Origin of the sequence: Pukyongia salina, from assembly GCF_002966125.1 — a bacterium.
GTDB lineage: Bacteria > Bacteroidota > Bacteroidia > Flavobacteriales > Flavobacteriaceae > Pukyongia > Pukyongia salina.
The window spans coordinates 1,877,877-1,896,943 of record NZ_CP027062.1 but is presented as its reverse complement, the minus strand read 5'-3'; the positions used below and the strand labels follow the sequence as shown (position 1 = coordinate 1,896,943).

Annotated in this window: 19 protein-coding genes; 4 read left to right on the top strand and 15 right to left on the bottom strand. The window is 43.0% G+C overall.

Going from position 1 to position 19,067, the window contains the following annotated elements:
* Positions 1-3 precede the first annotated feature (3 nt).
* Genes C5O00_RS08555 through mraZ form a run of 11 tightly spaced genes read right to left on the bottom strand, consistent with a single transcriptional unit; the run spans position 4 to position 12,065 of the window.
* Entirely contained in the window at positions 4-720 is a 717-nt protein-coding gene (locus tag C5O00_RS08555; RefSeq protein ID WP_158676811.1) for a cell division protein FtsQ/DivIB, read from the bottom strand.
* Positions 710-2,065: a UDP-N-acetylmuramate--L-alanine ligase gene (murC, locus tag C5O00_RS08550; protein WP_105216462.1), complete on the bottom strand. Its 1,356-nt coding sequence runs from the start codon at positions 2,063-2,065 to the stop codon at positions 710-712. Before murC ends, C5O00_RS08555 begins: the two co-directional genes overlap by 11 nt.
* Positions 2,062-3,156, bottom strand: coding sequence for an undecaprenyldiphospho-muramoylpentapeptide beta-N-acetylglucosaminyltransferase (murG, locus tag C5O00_RS08545; protein WP_105216461.1), 1,095 nt, complete (start codon positions 3,154-3,156; stop codon positions 2,062-2,064). The genes murC and murG overlap by 4 nt, the downstream gene beginning before the upstream one ends.
* Positions 3,143-4,336 carry an FtsW/RodA/SpoVE family cell cycle protein gene (locus C5O00_RS08540; protein WP_105216460.1) on the bottom strand — a complete coding sequence of 398 codons (1,194 nt, stop codon included), beginning with the start codon at positions 4,334-4,336 and terminating at the stop codon, positions 3,143-3,145. Before C5O00_RS08540 ends, murG begins: the two co-directional genes overlap by 14 nt.
* An 8-nt stretch (positions 4,337-4,344) precedes the next feature.
* Positions 4,345-5,679 (bottom strand): UDP-N-acetylmuramoyl-L-alanine--D-glutamate ligase, encoded by a 1,335-nt coding sequence (gene murD / locus C5O00_RS08535; protein ID WP_105216459.1) that lies wholly within the window; start codon positions 5,677-5,679, stop codon positions 4,345-4,347.
* A gap of 1 nt (position 5,680) precedes the next feature.
* Entirely contained in the window at positions 5,681-6,913 is a 1,233-nt protein-coding gene (mraY, locus tag C5O00_RS08530) for a phospho-N-acetylmuramoyl-pentapeptide-transferase (protein WP_105216458.1), read from the bottom strand.
* A 5-nt stretch (positions 6,914-6,918) separates the two neighbouring features.
* Entirely contained in the window at positions 6,919-8,385 is a 1,467-nt protein-coding gene (locus tag C5O00_RS08525) for a UDP-N-acetylmuramoyl-L-alanyl-D-glutamate--2,6-diaminopimelate ligase (protein ID WP_105216457.1), read from the bottom strand.
* Positions 8,382-10,331, bottom strand: coding sequence for a PASTA domain-containing penicillin-binding protein (locus C5O00_RS08520; protein ID WP_244592961.1), 1,950 nt, complete (start codon positions 10,329-10,331; stop codon positions 8,382-8,384). Before C5O00_RS08520 ends, C5O00_RS08525 begins: the two co-directional genes overlap by 4 nt.
* A gap of 57 nt (positions 10,332-10,388) precedes the next feature.
* Positions 10,389-10,709 carry an FtsL-like putative cell division protein gene (locus C5O00_RS08515; protein WP_105216455.1) on the bottom strand — a complete coding sequence of 107 codons (321 nt, stop codon included), beginning with the start codon at positions 10,707-10,709 and terminating at the stop codon, positions 10,389-10,391.
* Positions 10,709-11,605 carry a 16S rRNA (cytosine(1402)-N(4))-methyltransferase RsmH gene (gene rsmH / locus C5O00_RS08510; RefSeq protein ID WP_105217614.1) on the bottom strand — a complete coding sequence of 299 codons (897 nt, stop codon included), beginning with the start codon at positions 11,603-11,605 and terminating at the stop codon, positions 10,709-10,711. Before rsmH ends, C5O00_RS08515 begins: the two co-directional genes overlap by 1 nt.
* The gene (mraZ, locus tag C5O00_RS08505; protein ID WP_105216454.1) at positions 11,592-12,065 is read right to left on the bottom strand and encodes a division/cell wall cluster transcriptional repressor MraZ; all 474 of its coding nucleotides are present in this window, start codon (positions 12,063-12,065) and stop codon (positions 11,592-11,594) included. The genes rsmH and mraZ overlap by 14 nt, the downstream gene beginning before the upstream one ends.
* A gap of 287 nt (positions 12,066-12,352) precedes the next feature.
* Here mraZ and C5O00_RS08500 point away from each other — a divergent pair, with 287 nt between their 5' ends.
* Both C5O00_RS08500 and yihA read left to right on the top strand, forming a co-directional pair.
* On the top strand, positions 12,353-13,117 hold the full coding sequence (locus C5O00_RS08500) for an alpha/beta fold hydrolase (RefSeq protein ID WP_105216453.1): 765 nt from the start codon (positions 12,353-12,355) through the stop codon (positions 13,115-13,117).
* Between the two features lie 10 nt (positions 13,118-13,127).
* Positions 13,128-13,742 carry a ribosome biogenesis GTP-binding protein YihA/YsxC gene (gene yihA, locus C5O00_RS08495; protein ID WP_105216452.1) on the top strand — a complete coding sequence of 205 codons (615 nt, stop codon included), beginning with the start codon at positions 13,128-13,130 and terminating at the stop codon, positions 13,740-13,742.
* Here yihA and C5O00_RS08490 read toward each other — a convergent pair.
* From C5O00_RS08490 to gldB, 3 genes are read right to left on the bottom strand one after another with little or no spacing between them, the layout of a single operon-like run.
* Positions 13,708-14,073, bottom strand: coding sequence for a GTPase (locus tag C5O00_RS08490; protein ID WP_105216451.1), 366 nt, complete (start codon positions 14,071-14,073; stop codon positions 13,708-13,710). The genes yihA and C5O00_RS08490 overlap by 35 nt on opposite strands.
* A complete protein-coding gene (gldC, locus tag C5O00_RS08485) occupies positions 14,073-14,408 on the bottom strand; it encodes a gliding motility protein GldC (RefSeq protein WP_394342086.1) in 336 nt (111 codons plus the stop codon). The genes C5O00_RS08490 and gldC overlap by 1 nt, the downstream gene beginning before the upstream one ends.
* Positions 14,408-15,364, bottom strand: a complete 957-nt coding sequence (gldB, locus tag C5O00_RS08480) for a gliding motility lipoprotein GldB (protein WP_105216449.1) — start codon at positions 15,362-15,364, stop codon at positions 14,408-14,410. The genes gldC and gldB overlap by 1 nt, the downstream gene beginning before the upstream one ends.
* A 106-nt stretch (positions 15,365-15,470) precedes the next feature.
* Here gldB and nadE point away from each other — a divergent pair, with 106 nt between their 5' ends.
* Complete coding sequence (nadE, locus tag C5O00_RS08475) at positions 15,471-16,262, top strand: NAD(+) synthase (protein WP_105216448.1); 792 nt, start codon at positions 15,471-15,473, stop codon at positions 16,260-16,262.
* A gap of 154 nt (positions 16,263-16,416) precedes the next feature.
* Positions 16,417-17,049, top strand: a complete 633-nt coding sequence (locus tag C5O00_RS08470) for a response regulator (protein WP_105217613.1) — start codon at positions 16,417-16,419, stop codon at positions 17,047-17,049.
* On the opposite strand, the gene dnaG is transcribed toward C5O00_RS08470, so the two are convergent.
* Entirely contained in the window at positions 17,050-19,014 is a 1,965-nt protein-coding gene (dnaG, locus tag C5O00_RS08465) for a DNA primase (RefSeq protein ID WP_105216447.1), read from the bottom strand.
* Positions 19,015-19,067 lie beyond the last annotated feature (53 nt).

Genomic DNA, 19,067 nt, shown 5'->3' with positions numbered 1-19,067 from the left:
GCTTTACTTTTTTGTTGCTACCACCTGGTTCCCAAATTGAAGGTCCACCAGTTTATAATTGTTAATCAGATCGTCTTGATTTGTTTTCTTATAGAACGCCTTGAAATTTTGAAATTTCCTCGCGATATCTTCCGGTTTACCAAAGCGAACTCTCAAATCGTGCATTCGCAATCTCAATTCAATGATACCAGTAGGTTCTATATGCAATCCTACCACACTGCTCTTCATAAAATCGTCCTTCTCTATTTCAAGCAGTAGCTTTGTGACTTCCGTTAAATCTGATTGAGACTTTCCAGTGATCAATGGAACTCTTGCTGTGTAAACTGCAGATAACGGCATTTTTTTTCCGTCTTCATCCAGATAATAATCCGGTGTTGAAGCTACTCTGGCTATCGGGTTTCGTTGCTCGATTCGCGCTCCCAGTGCTCCGTCTACAGTTACAAAAACTTCTGCATCCCGAATCATCGGATTCCCCTCCAGCCTTTGCTCCATCTCATTCAAAACTAAAGTTTCTTTGACTATACTCGTAACACTGTCGGCATTTTGTATTAACAATTTATTAACTGCCGAAAGCGTTATAAATGGTTCGTTTTCATCGATAAATTCGATGCTGATCTTCTCCAGATTTCGCTCCTTGTTACGGCGCTTCGAAAAACCCAAAAGAAGCACCATCACTATGCCTAAAAATGCAAATTTTATGATCCACCAATTAATCTTCATCGTTCAGGTATCTGGTTATACGTTGTACCTCTGCTCCTATATCTCCGGCACCCACTATAAGTTTTATACGGCAAGACGAGGCTTTTATTGCCACCGGCAAGTCCTTTTTAAAAACGAGTTGCACCCTGTTCCCTTGTATTTTATCCATTAACCATGAGGCAGTTACACCCTCTATTGGCAATTCCCGGGCGGGATATATATCCAACAGGATCACCTCATCGAATTTAGACAGGCTATTTGCAAAGCCTTCTGCAAAATCCCTTGTCCGGCTATACAGATGCGGCTGAAACACTATGAGTTTTCTGTCTCTCGGGTATAATTCGTTAACTGCCTGACTTAAAGCATCAATCTCTGTTGGGTGATGTGCATAATCGTCTATGAGTACCTCATCTGCCCTCTTGATCCGATAAGAGAATCGACGTTGTACTCCTTTAAAATTTCTTAAAGCTTTGGGCAGGCAATCGGTTGGGGAACCTGCTAGAATTGCCATACCCAAAGCTGTAACAGCATTTTGTAGGTTATGATGTCCCGGCAAAGAACATTGTAAATCTTTTATAATTGTAGACGGTGTCTTTAGGTCGAATATGTAATTCCCATCTTCTATCCGAACATTTCTGGCTTCGAAATCGGCCGGATCCTCTATGGCCACCGTTTTTCCGTTGAGCGGCAACCCTTTTTTATGTAATAATTTATCCGGTGACGGTAACAATGACGCAAAATCCCGGAAGGCGTCTTCCAAAGCAGTAGAATCGCCATAAATATCTAAATGATCTGCATCCATTGAGGTTACACAGGCGATATCTGGATTCAAGGTTAGGAAGGACCTGTCGAACTCATCGGCCTCTACCACCGTGATCTCGGTTCCCTTGCTGATAAAATTCGAGTTGTAATTTTCTGTTATGCCTCCTAAAAAAGCGGTGACCGGCATGTCACAGTCTGCCAACAAATGACCCAAAATAGCCGAAGTTGTTGTCTTTCCATGCGTGCCAGCCACTGCCAAACATAAAGTGTTTCGTGTCACCTCCCCCAATAAATGGGCACGCTTAATTACCGTGTATCCTTCGGTTTGAAACCAATTAAGCAAGGTGTTATCTTTTGGAATCGCCGGAGTGTATATTACCAGCGTATTCTGGTTATTCTTTATAGAATCCGGAATCTCCGAAACCGAATCGTTGTAGGTTACCGTAATATTTTCTTGAACTAATTCGCGAGTTAAACTTGTTTCGGTTTTATCATAGCCATATACACGCTTCCCCTCCAAATTGGCAAAACGTGCAAGGGCGCTCATTCCTATACCGCCAATTCCGATGAAATAAAAAGTCTGTATGTGTTTGTACTCGTTCACTTAACCTTTATTAATTTCTCTATTTCGTCCACAATCTCGCCTGTAGCACACGGGCGTGCGAGTTTCTTTATATTTTCTGAAAGTTGGAGCTGTCTCTCTGTCGAGTGCAGTAATTGGGTGAACACCGGCTCGAACTTATCTATAGCTTCACTTTCCTTGAGCAATATTGCTGCATCATTTTTGGAGATTGCCATAGCATTTTTGGTCTGGTGGTCTTCAGCAACATTGGGCGAAGGAATAAAAATCACCGGCTTACCAACCAGGCATAACTCGGAAACCGAAAGGGCTCCTGCCCGCGATATGATCATGTCTGCAGCAGCATAAGCAAGGTCCATTCGGTTGAGGAAGGCATGTACCTGTACCAGACCTCCCGTTCTGTCTTTATATTCATTTTCATAGAATTTCCCACACTGCCAGATAAGCTGTACTCCTTCAGAAACAAGCATATCCAATGAGCTATCGATAAGGTTATTGATATTCCTGGCTCCAAGGCTACCCCCCAGTACCAATAAGGTTTTCTTTTCAGAAGAAAGATTGAAAAAAGACAATGCCTCGCTCCTTTTCTTCGAAATATCCAACAGATCCTCTCTTACTGGATTTCCTGTTAGCACGATCTTTTCAGCAGGAAAAAAAGCATCCATACCCTTGTAAGCCACACAGATCTTCTGCACCTTGTTCTTTAACCATTTATTTGTGATCCCAGCATAACTGTTCTGTTCCTGAATAAGACACGGAACTCTTCGCATGGAAGCTACCCGCAACAATGGTGCGCTGGCATACCCACCAGTACCTATTGCCACGTCGGGCTTGAATTTCCTCACTATAGATTTCGCTTTAATTATACTGGATGCGAGTTTAAAGGGAAACATAAGATTCTTCATACTCAGGTTTCGCTGAATTCCTGAGATCCAAAGGCCTTCGATCTTATATCCGGCCTGCGGAACCTTCTCCATTTCCATACGATCTTTTGCACCCACAAATAAAAACTCGGCATCGCTGTACCGCCGCTTCAATTCATTGGCGATCGCAATGGCCGGATAAATATGCCCGCCGGTTCCTCCTCCTGATATGATAAATCTATATGGTCTCACTTAATATATCCAATGGGTTTTCGATCCCTTCCATTTCTTTTAGTTTTGCTTCTCTTTTTGCACTCACGCTCAACACCATCCCCAGTGCCAGACAGGTCATCCAGATTGAGGTTCCTCCACTACTAATGAGCGGTAATGTTTGCCCGGTTACTGGAAACAGTTCCACCGCTACCGCCATGTTGATCAGCGCCTGGAAAACTATAGGCAATCCCACCCCAACAACCAGCAACCTCCCAAAAACCGTACTTGCCTTATAAGCGACGATCACTAACCGGAAAAGCAGTAGTAAGTACAGGAACATGATAGACATGGCTCCCAGCATACCAAACTCCTCCACGATAATAGCATATATAAAATCTGACGATGATTGTGGTAAAAAATTCTTCTGAACCCCTTTCCCCGGACCTAATCCGGTAACACCCCCGGATGCAATTGCGATCTTGGCCTTTTCAATCTGGTAATCGGCTTCTGTATCTGTGTTATCTGTAAAGTTCTCTATACGGCTCATCCAGGTATCCACCCTGTTGTCGAACAGATCCGGGAAGGCCTTAGCGGTTAACACAAATAAAGTAAGCATGATCGCCCCGGCTCCGAGAACAATTCCTAAATACCTCAAGGGATAACCCCCGATAAAAACCAGAATTACTACCATAGCGAAGATGATCGCCGTGGTGGAAAAGTTAGCCGGCAGGATTAGGGCCAGAACTATAAATACAGGCAGCCATAGGGGCAACAGCGATTCTTTAAAGGTTATTTCCTTATCCTTGATCTTAGACAAGTATCTCGCCACATAGGTTAAAAGCACCACGGCCGCAAGGGTGGAAGTTTGGAAGGTCACCCCTACAAATGGAACCCGGATCCACCTGCTGGCATTCGCACCTTCGATAGTGGTTCCCTGGGTTATGGTTATTAATAATAACACAATTACAACAGGTAGGGCAATAATGGATAATCCACGGAAGTAGTGATATGGAATCTTATGCACACCATACAGAATTGCAAATCCTAAAAGCAAGTGAGCAAGGTGTTTAAGTAGGTAGGGTAAGGTACTTCCGTCACCATAGAGATATGCCAAATTGCTACTCGCGCTGTAAACAGGCAGGAAAGAAAATAGCGCCAACAGGCCCGCAACTGCCCAGATCGCTTTATCTCCTTTTATATTTTTAAATATTCCCTGCATTGCTTTTGCTATAGATTTCTCACTGCTTCCTTAAATTGTCTTCCGCGATCTTCGTAATTTTTAAAAAGATCGAAACTGGCGCATGCTGGTGACAGCAAGACGGTATCTCCTTTTTCGGATAAGCGATACGCCACTTGCACAGCACTTTTCATCGAATCTGTTTCCACTACTATATCCACGCAGCTTCCAAATTGTTCGATGATCTTATCGTTGTCTATCCCCAGGCAGATGATCGCCTTTACTTTTTCGTTGACCAATGGTAGTAATTCGGCATAATCGTTTCCTTTATCCACTCCTCCCACGATCCAAACGGTTGGTGTTTCCATGCTGTCCAATGCGTAGAAAGTGGCATTTACATTGGTAGCTTTAGAGTCGTTGATATACAGTACGTTGTTAATCTTTAACACCCGCTCCAGACGGTGTTCTACTCCCTGAAAATTCTCTAAAGACTCTCTAATGGTTGCCTTCCTAATCTTTAATAAGGTAGCTACCGTAGAGGCAGCCATGGCATTTTTAATATTGTGTTGTCCTTGTAATCCTAGTGTTGCGATTGGCATAATTTCTTCTTTGTTGTTTAGTTTTATTATTAATTTTTCGTTTTCTATCCATGCGCCTTTTTCTAACTTTTTTGTTACTGAAAAAGGCATTTTCTGAGATCGTATCTCATTGGCTGCAAGCCATCTGCTTATCACCTCATCGTCTGCGTCGTAGATAAAATAATCCTGCTCAGACTGATTCATGATTATCCTGAATTTAGCTGCCACATAGCGACTAAAATCATTGTCATAGCGGTCCAGGTGATCCGGAACGATATTCAGGATGACAGCAATGTGATTGCGATATTTCTCTATGCCATCCAACTGAAAGCTACTTAGTTCCAGCACATAGTTTTCGAAGGCATTATCGGCAACCATCCCTGCAAAGCTTTTACCTATATTCCCCCCAAGGCCCACATTTAATCCTCCTTGCTTAAGCAATTCGTAGGTTAAAGTAGCGGTGGTCGTTTTTCCGTTTGTCCCTGTGATCCCAATTAACTGTGCTTCGGTAAACCAAGCAGCAAATTCGATCTCTGAAACAATCTTTATCCCGGCTTTCACTAGTTTCGTTACAATAGGTGCCTTATCCGGTATTCCGGGACTCTTCATTACGAGGTTAGCATTCAGGATCTTTTCTTCCGAATGATTCTCCTCCTCCCACTCGATCTCATGATGTATAAGAACTTCTTTATATGTTTCTTTTACTTTTCCGAAGTCTGAAACAAATACCTCGAAACCTTCTTTTTTACCCAAAATTGCGCTTCCAACACCACTCTCTCCTGCTCCTAAAACTACCAGCCGCTGCATGCTATCTAATTTTTAGCGTCACTATGGTGAGGATCGCGAGAAATATCCCTACGATCCAGAACCGTGTTACTATTTTACTTTCATGAAAGCCCTTCACCTGGTAATGATGGTGCAATGGCGACATCCGGAAAATGCGCCGTCCTTCTCCATATTTCTTTTTTGTGTACTTAAACCAACTCACTTGTAAGACCACCGATAGATTCTCCATCAGGAAAATTCCACAAAGAATGGGTATCAATAATTCCTTCCTTATCGCAATAGCAATTACCGCGATCACACCCCCAATTGTAAGGCTTCCGGTGTCTCCCATAAACACCTGTGCAGGGTAAGCGTTATACCACAAAAAGCCGATAAGTGCTCCTACAAACGCCGTGATGAAAATGGTCATTTCACCCGTATTAGGGATGTACATGATATTGAGATAGTCTGAGAAAATAAGGTTGCCGGATACCCAGGCAAATAAGGCCAGGGTCACCGCTATAATGGCCGAAGTTCCCGCTGCCAGTCCATCAACTCCATCGGTTAGATTTGCCCCATTGGACACAGCTGTAATGATGAAAATTACTATGGGGATGAAAATAAGCCAGATGTAATCTTTTGCATCTTCTCCGGCCCAGCTGATCAAACTCTCATAGTTGAACTCGTTTTTCTTTACAAACGGAATTGTGGTTAGTAGGGAGTTTTCCTCGGGATAGAATTCCCGTGTGCTGCTTTGAGTGATCAACTCACCGGAAGTTGTATTGTGCTCCTTTTCAAGCCGTACTGTTACATCGGGATGCATATACATTACCGCACCTACAAAAATACCCAGGCCAACCTGCCCAATTACCTTGAATTTCCCAGGGAGGCCTTTCTTATCGTTCTTAAATTTTTTAAGATAGTCATCAATAAATCCTATGGTTCCCATCCACAGCGTGGTAACGATAAGCATGATCACATAGATATTGTCGAGTTTAGCCAGTAATAATACAGGTACTAGTGTTGCCAGAATGATGATAATACCACCCATGGTAGGGGTTCCGGATTTTTCATTCTGACCTTCAAGTCCGAGGTCGCGAATCGTCTCACCCATTTGTTTACGCTGTAGGAACCTGATGATCTTTTTTCCGAAGAAGGTTGCGATCACCAATGAAAGGATAACAGCCAATGCTGCCCGGAATGTGATAAAACTGAACAGCCCCGCCCCCGGGATGTCGAAGTTCTTCTCTAAGTACTCAAATAGGTAGTATAACATGCGTATTACTTTTTTAGGGCGGTTATAAATTCACTTACGATCTCCAGATCGTTAAATTCGAAACGTTCTCCATTTATCTCCTGGTAGGTTTCGTGACCTTTACCTGCTACCAAAATGATATCGTTCCTGTTGGCCATCGAGCAGGCAGTTTTAATCGCCTGTTTTCTGTCTGTAATGGAAAGGGTTCTCTTAAAATGCTCCGGTGGAACACCTGCTTCTATTTGATGGATGATCGCCTCGGGATCTTCACTCCTCGGGTTATCACTTGTAAAGATCACCTTGGTACTTAAACTGGCGGCAATATTTCCCATCTTCGGTCTTTTAGCAGCATCCCTGTCGCCTCCGCAACCCACCACAGTAATAAGTTCTTCGTTCCCCGTACGAATACTATTGATGGTTTGCAGTACATTCTTCAATGCATCGGGAGTATGGGCATAATCTACTATGGCTGTGATATTCATCTCTTCGGAAACCACATATTGAAATCGGCCGGCCACACTTTCAAGGTTACTCATTAACTGCAGTACCTCGATCGTTTCAAGCCCTAGTAGATCTGCTGTTCCGTAGATAGCGAGCATATTATAGGCATTAAAGGCTCCTATGAGTTTTACCCATAATTCGTTGTTGTTTATTTTAAGTAATAATCCGTTGAACTGGTTCTCAAGGATCTGTCCCTTGTAGTCGGCATACGTCTTCAACGCATAGGTATACGTTCTGGCATTTGTATTCTGAAGCATCACCGGCCCGTTCTTATCATCGGCATTGGTGAGTGCAAAGGCCGACTTTGGAAGTTGGTCAAAGAATGTTTTCTTTACGTCCCTGTATTCTTTGAAGTCCTTGTGATAATCGAGGTGATCATGAGAAAGATTGGTGAAAATACCCCCTGCAAAGTGTAATCCTTCCGTACGCTTTTGATGAATACCATGCGAACTCACTTCCATAAAGCAAAACTCAACTCCCGCGTCCACCATTTTCCGTAAATAGCTGTTTATTGTAAGAGGGTCTGGAGTTGTATGAGTAGCTGGAAATTCTTTCTCACCTACCATGATCTTTACAGTAGATAATAAGCCCGTTTCATAGCCCGCCGCTTTAAATAGATCGTACAGCAGGGAAGAGATAGTGGTCTTTCCGTTTGTACCGGTAACTCCAATGAGTTTCAAAGAGTCGGACGGGTTTTCGAAATAATTGGCTGCCATCAGCGCGAGAGCCTTATTACTGTCGGCTACCTGCACATAGGTGATCCCGTTGATGATCAATTCTGGCAGACTTTCACAAATAATGGCAAGAGCTCCCTTTTCGGCGGCCATCTTGATATAATCATGACCATCGGACAAGCTGCCGCGTATGGCAACGAATACATCGTTCAATTCTATTTTTCTCGAATCGAAGTGAAGGTTATTGATCGCCACGGCGGTTACCCCAATGGTTTTTTCAATAGGTACCTTATATAGTATGTCCTTTAAATAGATCATTTTAATGTTAAGACAATTATCTGGCGCTTCTTAAATTCGGAACCAGGAGCTAACGATTGTTCAACCACAGTACCATTTCCTTTTATCTCTACCCTCATCCCAAGGTTTTCAAGCAAGGAAACTGCGTCCATCCCTGCCATACCATCCACATCAGGGACTTTTGCGGGATTAACTTCCTGTACTTTATTGTAATATTTCTGAAAGTCACCCAACAGTACATCATCCTGTTCTTCGATCCCACTCACCTCATCAATAAGAGGCGAATCTGTAAATATTTTCTGAGCGATCCTTTTAAACACAGGACCGGTAACATCTGCACCGTAATAGCCTTTCTTGGTGCTGGGTTTATGGATTACTACAATACAAGAATACTTGGGGTCTTCGGCCGGGAAATAACCCGAGAAGGAGGAGATATATTTTTTGTCCTCTTCCCAGCCCGGTAACCAGTATTCTGTTCTTGCGGTTCCGGTCTTTCCTGCCATGGAGAAGTACTCAGAATAAAGACTTTTACCCGTACCACGTTTTACAATGTTGAGCAGTATATCCTGTATCTCCTTCAGGGTCTTATCAGAGCAGATCTTTTCGTTGATGATCTCGGTGTCGAAGGTCTCCACCTCCTGGTTCCAGGCTCGTATTTCCTTAATGAACCTCGGCTTAACCATAACCCCATCGTTGGCGATCGCATTGTAAAATGCCAGAGTTTGTAGCGGGGTTAAACTTAAATTGTATCCATAGGCCATTGATGGGAGCGCATTTTTACTCCACTTGGGATGTCCGGGCCCAGGTATATCAGGTTTTCCTTCCCCTAAAATGGGGATGCCAATCTTGTTATTAAGATTCCAGTTATACAAACGGTTGATAAACTTTTGAGGATCCTTGGAGTAGGCTTCGTCTATAATGGTAGCCAGCCCAATATTGGAAGAAACTTCCAGGGCTTTGGCTGCAGATATCTTTCCGTACCCACCTCGACGGCTGTCGGTAATATTCCGTCCGTAAAAGCGCTTACTTCCATTTTTTGTGTCGATCACGGTGGCCGTATCGATCACCTTGTCTTCCAGTGCGGCCATCATGGCCATTACCTTAAAGGTGGAGCCGGGCTCATGACTTTCACCAACAGCATAGTTTAATTTTTCGTAGTAGGTGCCTTCGGAAGTGCGGCCAAGATTGGAAACCGCTTTAATCTCACCGGTCTTAACCTCCATCACGATAACACAGCCGTGCTCCGCTTCGTAGATCTCCATTTGTTTCAGCAGGGCGTGATGTGCAATATCCTGTATGTTCACATTGATAGTAGACACTACGTCGAAGCCATCCTGGGGTTCGATCTCATTATTATCTGAAACCGGTTTCCATTGCCCTTTTGCGATCTTTTGTTTTAGTCTGCGGCCATTCTTACCCTGAAGATATTGATTGAATGCACCCTCGAATCCTACTTCATAAACTCCGGGTTCGTTGCGCTTCTGACTCCCAACCAGGCGTTCGCCAATTTTCCCCATGGGGTGTTCCCTTACGGTACTTTGATCCATGATAAACCCACCTTTGTATGGTCCTTTTCTGAAAAGTGGAAAGTTTTTAACCTTTATATAATCTGAATAACCCAGATTCTTGGCCACCAGGAGATAGCGATTCTTGTCTGCTCTGGCTTTACGGAATCGCTGCTGGTAATACGAGGCAGGTTTTCCGAACATTTTACTAAGCTCTTTCGACAGCGGAACAAGGTTCTCCTTAAAATCGGTAGATGAGACTGTTACGGCATCAAATCGGATTTCGTATTTAGGAACCGAGGTAGCAAGCAGGCTGCCATCGTCTGCATACACATTACCACGGTTGGCCCTGATCTCGAAATTTTTAGTGGTGTTCCTTTCGGCTAATTCGCGATATTTATCACCCTCCACAAACTGAATGTTCATGAGTTTGAAAGCAACAGCAAACGCGAAGATGAACATACATCCGGCGATAAAGTAGAGGCGGTTCAGTATGTTTTTATCTTCGATGGCCACCCTTTATTCTTTAGTTGTGATTATTCTTATTTTCTGAGGTGGCGTCACCGAGGGTTGTAAACCTCGTGCCGCCATTGCCTTAATGATCCTGCTCTCCAATTTGGTTTGCATGAGTTTCATACGGATATCCACATATTCACTTTTCAATTCCTTTACTTCGTTGTTAAGTTGGGCGATCCTGTGTACCTTTTTATCGGCACTATGAGAGCTCGCGATCATAATGAGCGCTAAAAAGGAGAGAAAAATGATAAAGCGCCAGTTTCGGAAAGCGTCGTCGCTTACCAAAAACTTACCTTTTACCACATTATAAAAACTCTTCTTCATTACAGTTTTTCTGCTATTCTTAGTTTTGCACTTCTTGCCCTGGGGTTTTCAGCTATTTCCGTTTCCGAAGGGATTATAAACTTCCCAACAGGTTTGAATGGCACCTCTGCCTTTCCGAAGACATCCTTCTCGGGTTCTCCTTCAAACATTCCATTTCGCATAAAACGTTTAACCAGTCGGTCTTCCAGCGAATGATAAGAGATCAAACTCAATCGCCCCCCCGGTTTCAGCACTTCATTAGTTTGCAGGAGAAACTCCTTCAGGGCTTCCAACTCCTGGTTAACCTCTATTCGAATTGCCTGATACACTTGCGCCAGGATCTTATTCTCTTTATGCTTCGGAAGAAAACGCCCCAGTGCTCTTTTCAACTGATCACTGCTTTTTATGGGTTCCTCCCCCCTAGCTTCAACGATCATTCTAGCCATCCCGGCCGCACTTCTTAGTTCTCCGTAGTTAGCCAATACCGACCGCAGGCGGTTTTGCTCATAAGTATTGATCACATCATAGGCGGAGAAATCACTGTTCCTGTCCATCCGCATGTCCAGATCGGCTTCAAACCGGGTAGAAAATCCGCGTTCGGCTACATCGAACTGATGAGATGATACCCCGAAATCACCCAGGATCCCATCCACCTGCTTATAACCATAGAAACGTAAGAAGCGCTTGAGAAACCTAAAGTTTTCGTTAATTAACAAAAACCGCGGGTCATCGATAGCATTCTCAAGCGCATCTGTATCCTGATCGAAGGCAATTAGTTTGCCTGTTTCTCCCAGTCGTTTTATTATTTCCCTTGAATGTCCGCCGCCGCCAAAAGTAACATCCACGTAAACCCCTTCAGGTTGGATGTTTAACCCGTCTACCGTTTCTTTAAGTAGTACCGGTTTATGATATTCCATGGTCTGCATTGCTTGCATCGCCCATTACATCTTCAGCCAGATCTGCAAAATCGTTGGCAGCGTCATCTATGGCTTGTTCATATTTTTGTTTATCCCAGATTTCGACGATATTGATCGCAGAAGAGATCACAACGTCTTTATCCATCCCTGCAAAAGACGCCAGGTCTTTTGGTATATTCAACCTTCCTGTGGCATCCAGTTCTACTGTTTTCACACCTGCCGTAAACCGTCTTATAAAATCGTTGTTCTTCCTGTTGAATCTGTTCAGCTCACCCATCTTTCGCATTAGTGCCTGCCATTCGTCCATAGGATACAATTCAAGGCAGGGCTGAAAAACAGCACGCTTAATAACAAAACCGTTCTGGGCTACTGTTGCCAATTGCTTTTTCAAAGCAGCCGGCACCATAACACGCCCCTTTACATCGGCTTTGCATTCGTATGTACCTATTAGATTGAGCATTAGGAGAATCTGGTTTCGCTAGTAATAAATTCAAATATATATAACTTTTACCACTTTTTACCACTTTTTACCACATTGTTGATAAGTTTTGACACCTTATCCCCGCATTTATCTTATATAGCTGATTTTGTGTGCTTTACATCTGGTTTTACAGCCTTCTTCAACCTATGTTAGCTATATACTAAGACACCATATGATCTAAAATTGATACTGAAAAGGGAAGTTGAAAACCCTCGTACAGTTCAACTATTTTTGTGTATTTTAGCGATTGTTAACCGAGTGACCGAATGTCAAACCACTTACGCGAAGAAGGCAAATTCAAATATCTTGAGGTAGGAGAAGGAACTCCCATTATAGTGCTACACGGGCTCATGGGTGGGCTAAGTAACTTTGATGGCGTGACCGAATTTTTCCCGGCAAAAGGTTACCAGATCCTCATCCCGGAATTACCTATTTATACCATGCCTATTCTAAAAACCAATGTAAAGAAGTTTGCAGAATACGTAGCCCAATTTATCGACCATAAAGGGTTCGAAAATGTGATCTTGTTAGGAAATTCCCTGGGCGGACATATAGGTTTACTCTGTACTAAATTATACCCTAAGAAGGTAAAAGCATTGGTGATCACAGGCAGCTCCGGGCTCTATGAGAGCGCTATGGGAGAGAGTTATCCGAAACGAGGCGACAGGGACTATATTCAGAAGAAAGCCGAAAATGTGTTCTACGATCCCAAGGTTGCCACCAAAGAGATCGTAGATGAGGTTTACGCCTCCGTAAACGATCGCAATAAACTAATACGTACCTTATCTATCGCCAAAAGTGCGATACGGCACAATATGTCTAAGGATCTCCCAAAAATGAACACCCCTACCTGTATCATTTGGGGGAAACAAGACAATGTCACTCCTCCTGAAGTGGCAGAAGAATTTCACGAGCTGCTCCCGGATTCGGATCTGTTCTGGATAGACAAATGCGGTCATGCCGCTATGATGGAACACCCCGATGAGTTTAACGACTTATTATACGCCTGGCTGCAGGAGCGCGGATTTTAAACCCAACAGCATGAAGATCGTTTCGGCAGAATTTATAATGAGCAATAGCGATGTGGCTAAGTGCCCCAAGAATAAATTGCCCGAATATGCATTCATTGGCCGAAGTAACGTAGGGAAATCCTCCCTTATCAATATGCTGATGCAACGAAAAAACCTGGCAAAAACTTCAGGCAGGCCCGGGAAGACCCAGCTCATTAACCATTTTCTCATTAACGATAACTGGTATCTCGTCGATCTGCCCGGATACGGCTACGCCCGTGTATCGAAAAAGGACAAAAAGACATTTCAGAAATTCATCACCCAGTATTTTCAGAAACGAAAACAATTGGTCTTAGGATTCGTACTAATTGATTGCAGGCACGAACCTCAGCCGATCGATCTGGAATTTATGCAATGGCTGGGTGAGAATCAGCTGCCGTTTGCCATCGTTTTTACCAAAGCAGATAAATTAAAACCTAACGCCCTTAAGGCCAACATCGAAGCCTACCAAAAAAAACTATTGGAGACCTGGGAAACAATTCCCACATACTTCATTACTTCCTCCAGTAAGGGCTATGGAAGAGATCAGCTATTAGATTATATCGATGCGATCAATAAAGAGGTAAACGATCTTGGATCAGTTTAATCAATACCTGTGGCGAATGTAAAGCTTCAAATTCTTCGGAAGTAATAAATAATTCCAGTTTATTTTCATTTTGTATCAGCACAACCGGAAAATTGTACTTCGGAAGCCATTTGGAGCGAAACTCCTTCTTAAATTCATCCTTGTGAAGAAAACGCATGTTCACATTAGAATTCTTCCTGAACTCCTTCCAGATATTTCGTTCTGTAAAGGCGCCAAAAGTAAGTTCACATAATTTACAATCGTAGGTGGAAGGACTCAGGATCTTATGCATACTATCCAGCACAGCGTTGGCTCTACCTGCATTCGCATTGTATACAAAGAGTAGCTGCATTAATCTTTTTTCAGCTCTAGTTTTTCGGCAAAATAATCGCAAAAATCGCGCATGGTAGCAGCCATCTTTTCGTCGCCGGTAGCCCGTTGAAAAGTGTGCGACATAGCCATTAGGGTTTGATGAAAAAAGACATTCATTTCGTCCAGCGGCATATCCTTGGTCCAGAGGTCGATACGAAGTGCCTCTTTGGCCGTATGATCCCATACTGAAAGCAACATCGCTTTAGATGGGCTGTTATCCACACCTCCGTCCGGTGCAGACCATGATAAGGATTCCGGGATCTTGTTCTCGTCAAGGCTTACATTTATTTTTATTTCTGAAGTATTTGTTGCCATTATTTCGCGGGTTTGTATTTTGATTTTTTAAAGATCTCCTCTGGTGAAATGATCATGAGCTGGGCTACGGAAGTATCGTTGTTCTCCATATAGGAACGTACAATCTGCCAGCCGATAAATCTACCGATCATCCCGGGTGATTCGTTGTCAATTTCCAGGTAAAATTTAGAAAATGGGGCTGGGTTGATAAATCGGGGAGGTAATTTAACGTCTGTACTGTACAAAAGTTCTCGTTCAACAAAATATCGCCAGATCTCAATCTCATTATCGTGTGCCCATTGCATTTCTTCTTCGGTGTAGCCAATTCTTTCCGCCTCCGAAACTTCGGGCAGCCAAATATCCTTTAAGTATAGTTCTTTACCAAAATAGATCATTTGCGATAGCAGATCACGCTTTCTGGGGATACTAATTAGTTGCCTTGCATACGAAGTAGCCACATCCGGCCCAATCTGTGAAGGCTTTAAATTCTTAGCCACATAGCGCTTTATCCCGGTGTAAAATTCGTGGTCCTCCCCTAAATAGGTGTCCAGGCCCAGCACGAGCAAACTATCTGCAACGATCGCTTTATTCTGGTAATCCACATCTGAAGTAACTGTTACCACTGTGGGTGCCTCGAATTCGGGGAAGTAATATTCTATATGCTGAAACAAAGGAACCAACTGATCTTCTATATAAGCTTCGGTAGGAAAAACCTGTTCCACGGCATCACTAAGCTGGCGTTGCAGGGTATCCTGCATTCTCCCTACCCATACACTGTCGTGAAATTGCTCGGGAAAGAACACCGGATATTTCTTCTTTAGGGATGGCAATTCACTTATGCTGGCGGCCGCAAATTCCTTATCGAAACGAAGGATCTCAATATCCATTGGGATCCCTTCAATTTCCTTTTCTATATTACTCTTTCTATCGCAGGATGCCATGAATAGCACCACTATAAACAATAAAAAATACCTCATTCTGATCAGCTTTGAAATTGTTTAACGTCTACCGTTTTTATAAATTTTCTAATTGCCTTACTTTTGTGTGGCAAAGTTATCACTATAAACCCACAATACCCATTTTATGCAGACCGAAAAAGTTGTAGACCATATTGTAAACTGGTTGAAGGATTATGCAACCAATGCCCATATGAAAGGGTTTGTAATTGGTATTAGTGGAGGGATAGATTCGGCGGTAACTTCTACTTTATGTGCCCGTACAGGACTGGAACTCCTATGCCTCGAAATGCCCATTCATCAGGCACCGTCTCAGGTGAGTCGTGCCTTGAATCATATTGACTGGCTTCAAAAGAACTATACCGATGTTTCTATGATCAAGGTGGACCTTACCCCTGTTTTTGACGGCCTACTAGCTGCTCTACCCCCGGTTGAAAACGAAGAATCACGGTTTATGTCGCTGGCAAACACAAGAGCTCGCCTTCGAATGACGAGTTTATACTACTTTGCCGCCCTTAAAAAATACCTGGTGGCAGGTACGGGAAACAAAGTGGAAGACTTTGGTGTGGGATTCTTTACCAAATATGGTGACGGAGGAGTAGACCTTAGTCCCATAGCAGACCTTATGAAGAGTGAAGTCTACGAAATTGCGCGGTTTTTAGGGATAAACCAGGAGATCATAGACGCTGCTCCCACCGATGGACTTTGGGGCGATAACAGAACCGATGAGGATCAGATAGGAGCAAGTTACGACGAACTGGAATGGGCTATGAAAATGCAAGATGCCGGGAAGGATAATTCGCATTTTGAAGGTCGAAAAAGGGAGGTAATGTCTATCTATTTAAGACTCAATAAAGCCAATCAACACAAAATGGTGCCTATTCCGGTATGCGAAATACCGGCCCAACTGAAAAATTAAGTGCATTCAACGAGTTTTTTTTACGTTGAACGAAATTTCCTAACAAGCAAAATTCTTTTCTTTAGTTTTGATTTGTAGTATTTGTATTACAAAAACCTCACACTTCTAACAAATATATTTGTTGCAGGTGTCTTTGAAAAAGACCGAATTGGAAATGAAGAAAATATTTATCGCCGATCATCATCCGGTTACAAGAAAGGGGATCGCTTGTATGCTGAAAAAGAACGATAATTTCGAGATTATCGGGAAGGCTAATAACGGAGATGAACTGTACAAGAGCTTACAGGAAGAAAAACCCGATATCCTTATCATGGAGATCGACATGCCCCATATTAATGGAATCAATGCCTTGAGGGGTATTAAAACGGAATTCCCGGAAGTTAGAGTACTTATTTTCTCTACACATCCGGAGGAGATCTACGCTTTGCGTTCCATAAAGTCCGGTGCCGCAGGTTATGTCCCCAAAACCGCCTCCACAAAAGTGTTCCTAAAAGCATTAAAACAGATCGCTAAAGGTGGCATCTTCCTCAACGAAGATCTTACCTCAACGTTCACCAGCCGCAATGTTGGTGAAACCAGTGCCATTAGCCGATATAAAAAATTGTCATCTCGAGAGATCGAAGTGCTTAACCTGTTATCCAGCGGAAAACGCAATAAGGATATCGCGAACGCACTTAACATAAATGAGAAAACAGTTAGCACCTATAAAACCAGGTTGCTTAAAAAATTGAAAGTAGACAATCTGGCCGATCTAATCCATCAGTCCAGAATGTTTCAATTTGGATAATTATAGCACTCGCCTAAGTTTCTCGGATAGCACATCTCTCAGGATGGTATAATCACTTATATTTTCCAGAACAGTTTTGTCCTCATACTCCCCGTTTTTCAGTGGACTTTTAGATAGTTCGGCTATCTTCGATGTAACGAGGTGCCTTCTTAAATTGAGTATCGTTTCACTTACCACCTGTGAAATAGCATGCTTTTTCTCTTTTACATAGATCTCTTTTCGTTCCCAATTGTGAAGACTGTATTTTTCTTCCTCCATAAGTATATGAGTAACTGTTTCGGCTTTTTCCGGTTGTAACTGATTTACCAGTGCATCTATCTTGAGATCCTGCTCCCGGTTTAATTTATTGATGATCTCATAATACAACTCCCTAAAATCCTCGTTCATAAATTCGATCTCGTCATCCTGAAGATCCAAATAGATCTTTTCATAGACTTTTGTTCGCATTTTTTCCGGGGTAAATGCAATCTCACCCTCTTCATTGGCTTCCAGGATCAGGTCGTCGAATTCTTCTTCCTCGGTACCGTAGAGTAAGAGAAGTTCGATGATCTTCCGTTCCAGTTCAAACTGTATATCTATTTTCTGAACAGCCTGGCGTTCGGCAGGCACAATACCCATCGTTTCAAGCGGTGGTTGTGAAGTTCGTTTTGAGGCTTCTCTTTTTTCTTTCTGAAGGAGTTGCGCCAGGGTATTGAATAGAACTTCTTCAGAAATATCCATGATCCTCGAGCATTCCTTGATGTATACCTCCTGTTTGATCACATCGGGTATCTTCGAAATACTTACTACCATATCCCTGATGGTGTCTGCCTTTTTTATAGGATCGTTTTTCGCTTCCGAAGCCAACAAAGAGGCCTTGAAGCTTATAAAATCCTTAGAGTGCTCTTCCAGGTAGGATCGCAGCATTTCGAGCGAATTCTCGCGTGCAAAACTGTCTGGGTCCTCCCCCTCGGGGAAGGTGCAGATCTTCACATTCATTCCCTGTTCCAGGATTAGGTCTACTCCTCGTAAGGAAGCCCTCAAACCGGCAGCATCCCCATCAAACAATACGGTGATATTCCGGGTGAGCCTGTTGACAAGTCTTATCTGTTCCGGTGTTAGAGCCGTACCTGAAGAGGAAACCACATTTTCAATCCCGGTTTGATGGAACTGGATAACGTCTGTATATCCTTCCACCAGGAAACAATTATCTTCTTTGGCAATTGCCTGCTTAGCCTGGTAAATACCATACAGAACTTTACTCTTGTGGTAAATATCGCTCTCAGGAGAATTAAGGTATTTGGCCGCTTTCTTATCACTGCTTAAAATCCTGCCACCGAAGCCCAGTACCCGGCCACTCATGCTTTTTATGGGAAACATCACCCTTCCTTTAAACCGATCGAATTGCTTTTCTTCTTTTACAATTGTGAGGCCGGTTTTCTCGAGAAACTCCAGCTTATATCCTTTTTTAATGGCCGTATCGGTAAAGGCACTCCACTGGTTTGGAGAATATCCTAATTCGAACTTTTTAATGGTTTCATCGGTAAAACCACGCTCTTTGAAATACGTAAGCCCGATCGCCTTTCCTTCTTCGGTTTTATGCAGTGCAGACACAAAATAATCCTTGGCATACTCACTAACCAGGTACAAACTTTCCCGTTCGTTCGCCAGCTCCTTCTGCTCATCGGTTTGCTCTGTTTCATCTATTTCTATCCCATACTTCTTTGCCAGATACCGGATGGCTTCGGGATACGTAAAATGCTCGTGTTCCATAAGAAAGGCAACCACATTTCCCCCTTTTCCACTACTAAAGTCCTTCCATATCTGTTTTACCGGAGAAACCATGAAGCTGGGCGTTCGCTCATCGGTAAAAGGGCTAAGACCTTTAAAGTTACTCCCCGATTTCTTCAATTGAACAAAATCGCCTATTACCTCCTCTACACGGGCGGTTTCAAACACATTATCTATGGTTGTTTTTGAGATCAATGGGAGAAAATCTGACTTCAGTAAAAATACTATTATTTTAAGTTTTCAGCATT